The organism is Marinibaculum pumilum, from assembly GCF_042646425.1.
Lineage (GTDB): Bacteria > Pseudomonadota > Alphaproteobacteria > Ferrovibrionales > Ferrovibrionaceae > Marinibaculum > Marinibaculum pumilum.
Window position 1 is genome coordinate 179,462 of sequence record NZ_JBHRTR010000048.1, and the last position, 3,748, is coordinate 183,209.

General features: G+C 69.3%; 3 protein-coding genes. All 3 read left to right on the plus strand.

Translation table 11 applies throughout. From position 1 onward, the window contains the following. Window positions 1–945: hydantoinase/oxoprolinase family protein (locus tag ACFOGJ_RS25885; protein WP_379906131.1), on the plus strand; the 945-nt coding region annotated here is incomplete at its 5' end. Further along, the gene (locus ACFOGJ_RS25890; protein WP_379906133.1) at window positions 942–2,738 is read left to right on the plus strand and encodes a hydantoinase B/oxoprolinase family protein; all 1,797 of its coding nucleotides are present in this window, start codon (window positions 942–944) and stop codon (window positions 2,736–2,738) included. The genes ACFOGJ_RS25885 and ACFOGJ_RS25890, both read left to right, overlap by 4 nt. Beyond that, window positions 2,735–3,721, plus strand: a complete 987-nt coding sequence (locus tag ACFOGJ_RS25895) for an N-carbamoyl-D-amino-acid hydrolase (protein ID WP_379906135.1) — start codon at window positions 2,735–2,737, stop codon at window positions 3,719–3,721. Before ACFOGJ_RS25890 ends, ACFOGJ_RS25895 begins: the two co-directional genes overlap by 4 nt. Window positions 3,722–3,748 lie beyond the last annotated feature (27 nt).

Here is a 3,748-nt window from a genome sequence, read left to right on the forward strand (position 1 = left end):
CTGGGCCGTCTGGACCCCGACAATTTCCTGGGCGGCGAAATGGGCCTGGACGTGGCCGCCGCGACGAAGGTCGTGCAGGGCCTGGCCGACAGCCTGGGCATGTCGCTCGCGGAGGCGGCCTCCGGCATCATCACCATCGTCAACAACAACATGGCGAACGCGATCCGCTCGCGCACCGTTCAGAAGGGCATCGACCCGCGCGACTACAGCCTGGTCGCCTTCGGCGGCGCCGGGCCGCTGCACGGCGCGGAGGTGGCGCGCATCCTGTCGATCCCGGAGGTCATCGTGCCGCCCTATCCGGGCATCACCTCCGCCGTCGGCCTGCTGACCAGCGACCTGAAGTACGAGACCATCCAGACCGGCTTCCACGTTTCCGGCCAGACCGACCTGGACCGGGTCAATGCCGACTACCGCCACATGGCCGACGGGCTGGGCGCGCAGTTCGCCGCCGACGGCATCGCCGCCGCGGATGTGGCGTTCGAGCGGGCGGCCGATATCCGCTATGTCGGCCAGGGCTACGAGCTGCGGGTGGAGGTGCCGGCCGGCACCATCGACGAGGGCGCGCTGGACTCCGTCTACGAGGCGTTCCACCGTCAGCATGAGGCCGAGTACGGGCACTGCTTCCGCGACAGCCCGATCGAGATCGTGAACCTGCGGCTGGCCGGCACGGCCGACGTGCCGAAGATCGGCCGGCCCGCGGTGCGCTCGGGCGGCAGCGTGGAGGAGGCGCGGGTGAAGACCGCGCCCGCCACCTTCCGCATCGGCGCGGAGCTGGCGCAGTACGACACCGGCTTCTACAGGCGCGACCTGCTGCCGGTGGGGCAGGCGGTGCCCGGGCCGGCGATCGTGCTGCAGACGGATTCCACCACCGTGGTGCCGCCGGACTGCACGGTGACCGCGGAAGCGAACGGCAACCTGATCATCAAGGTGGGAGGCGCATCATGAACGTCCACCAGAAACCCGAGACGGGCACGCGTGTCGACCCGGTGACCTCCAGCGTGCTGCAGGGCGCGCTGGAGAACATCGCGATCGAGATGGGCTACAAGCTGATGCGGATGTCCTATTCCTCGATCATCCGGGAGTCGGAGGATTTCGGCGCCGCGCTGATCGACGAGGCGGACCAGCAGCTGGCGGAGGCGAAGCAGTCGACGCCGCTGCAGTCCGGGCCGATCCCCGGCTATGTCCGCGGTATCCGCAAATGGCTGGCCGAACGGGGGGAGGAGATCCGCCCCGGCGACGTGATCATGCACAACGACCCCTATGCCGGCGCCAGCCACGGCCCGGACGTGGCCTTCGCGGTGCCGGTCTTCCTGGACGATGCGCTGATCGGCTGGTCGGTGACCACCGCCCACCACCTGGACATCGGCGCGCACACGCCGGGCTCCGGCGGCATCGTCGACGCCATCGACGCCTATGCCGAGGGGCTGCAGCTGCAGGCGATCAAGGTCTACGAGGAAGGCCGCCGCAACAACCAGGTCTGGCACATGCTGCGCGGCAATATCCGCCTGCCCGACCTGGTGCTGGGCGACATGGAGGCGCAGGTCGCCGCCGCGCGGATCGGCGCGCAGCGCTTCCTGGAGCTGGTGCAGGAGACCGGCTACGAGACCTTCCTGGCCGCCAAGGAGGACATGTACGACACCGCGGAGCGGCAGATGCGGGCGGCGATCGCCGCCCTGCCGGACGGCGATTATGCCGCCACCCGCTATATCGACGGCTATCTGGACGACCCCGACCCGTCGCGGCGCGACCTGCCGATCGCGGTGACTTTGAAGATCCGCGGCGACCATATGACCGTGGACCTGACCGGCACCGCAGACCAGGTGCCGGACCGGCCGATCAACATGCCGCTGCACGGCACGGTGGATTGCGCGATCTGGCTGGCGATCCGCTCGGTCCTGCTGGACAGCGCGATCCATGGCGAGATGCCGCAGAATGCCGGGCTGATCCGTCCGATCACCATCGTCGCGCCGGAAGGCTGCCTGGCCAACCCGACCTTCCCGGCGCCGACCATCGCGCGCTTCTGCCCGGGCACGGAGCTGGCGAACGCGGTGATCCAGGCGCTGGGCCAGGTGATGCCGGAGCGCGTGTCGGGCGCCTGCGGCAATGGCGGCGGCATGGTCTTCACCGGCCAGCAGGGCGACGGCTTCTGGGTCCAGGTGGAGCTCTTTTCCGGCTCCTATGGCGGCCGGTCGGGCCGCGACGGCATGGACAGCGTCGACGTGCTCTATGCCAATACCCGCAACAACCCGATCGAGGATATCGAGAGCCACGTGCCGCTGCGCATCCGCCGCTACGAGCTGCGCGAAGGCGTGGCGGCGCCCGGCAAGTGGCGCGGCGGGGTCGGCTCGATCCGCGAGGTGCAGTTCCTGGCGCCGGGCGGCGCCTCGGTGGAGAGCGAGGGGCATAAATACGCCCCCAACGGCCTGTTCGGCGGCGCCGAAGGGGTGCCGTCGCAGCTGGTCTACCACCCGGCCGATGGCGGCGCCGATGTCCAGCTGCCCTCGAAGCTGCCCTGGCGGGGCTTCAAGACCGGCGACCGGATCGAGGCGGTGCGCGCCTGCGGCGGCGGCTATGGCGACCCGCTGGACCGCGACCCGGCCGACGTTCTGGACGATGTCCTGGACGGCTATATCGATGCCGCCAAGGCGCGCGCCGATTACGGCGTGGTGATCGCCGGCAAGGCGGTGGATGCGGCGGCGACGGAAGCCGCGCGTACGGCAATGAGGAAGAACGCATGACCCGGATCGTCACCGTCGGCGCCGCCCAGCTGGGCCCCACCGGCCGCCACGAGCCCCGCTCTGCCGTCGTGAAGCGGATGCTGGAGATGATGCGGGCGGCGAAGGCTGCCGGCTGCGACCTGATCGTCTATCCGGAGGTGGCGCTGACCACCTTCTTCCCGCGCTGGTGGATGGAGGACCAGGCCGAGATCGACAGCTTCTTCGAGCGCGAGATGCCGGGGCCGGAGACCCTGCCCCTGTTCGAGGAATGCCTGAAGCTCGGCATCGGCATGAGCTTCGGCTACGCCGAACTGACGGAGGAAGAGGGCCGGATCCGGCACTTCAACACCTCCATCCTGGTCGACAAGAAGGCGCGGATCGTCGGCAAGTACCGCAAGATCCACCTGCCGGGCCATGCCGACAACCGCTCCCAGTTCGAACTGCAGCACCTGGAGAAGCGGTATTTCGAGACCGGCAATCTGGGCTTCGGCGCCTGGCGCACGATGGGCGGCGTGATGGGCATGTGCATCTGCAACGACCGCCGCTGGCCGGAGACCTACCGGGTGCTGGGCCTGCAGGGGGCGGAGCTGATCATGCTCGGCTACAACACGCCGACCAACATCCCCTGGGAGCCGATCTACGACCACCTGACCGACTTCCACAACCATCTCTGCATGCAGTCCGGCGCCTACCAGAACTCCACCTGGGTGGTCGGCGTCGCCAAGGCGGGGCTGGAGGAAGGCTCCGACTTCATCGGCGGCTCCTGCATCGTGGCACCCTCGGGCGAGATCGTCGCCATGGCCTCCACCCGCGCCGACGAACTGATCACCTTCCGCTGCGACCTGGACCTGGCGCGGCACAACAAGGAGACGATGTTCAACTTCGCCCTGAACCGCGAGCCGCAGGCCTATGGCCGCATCGTGGAGCAGAAGGCCGCCGAGCCGCCGGCGGAAGAGGCGCAGCCGATCGCCGAGCCGCTGGCGGGGAAGCAGGCGGCGGAGTAGGGGCGCACCGCCACCGAGACGCCTCGC

Bases quoted from the DNA above. Each gene is read 5' to 3' on its own strand.
- ACFOGJ_RS25895 (WP_379906135.1), top strand. From the start codon at position 2,735: ATGACCCGGATCGTCACCGTCGGCGCCGCCCAGCTGGGCCCCACCGGC.
- ACFOGJ_RS25890 (WP_379906133.1), top strand. From the start codon at position 942: ATGAACGTCCACCAGAAACCCGAGACGGGCACGCGTGTCGACCCGGTG.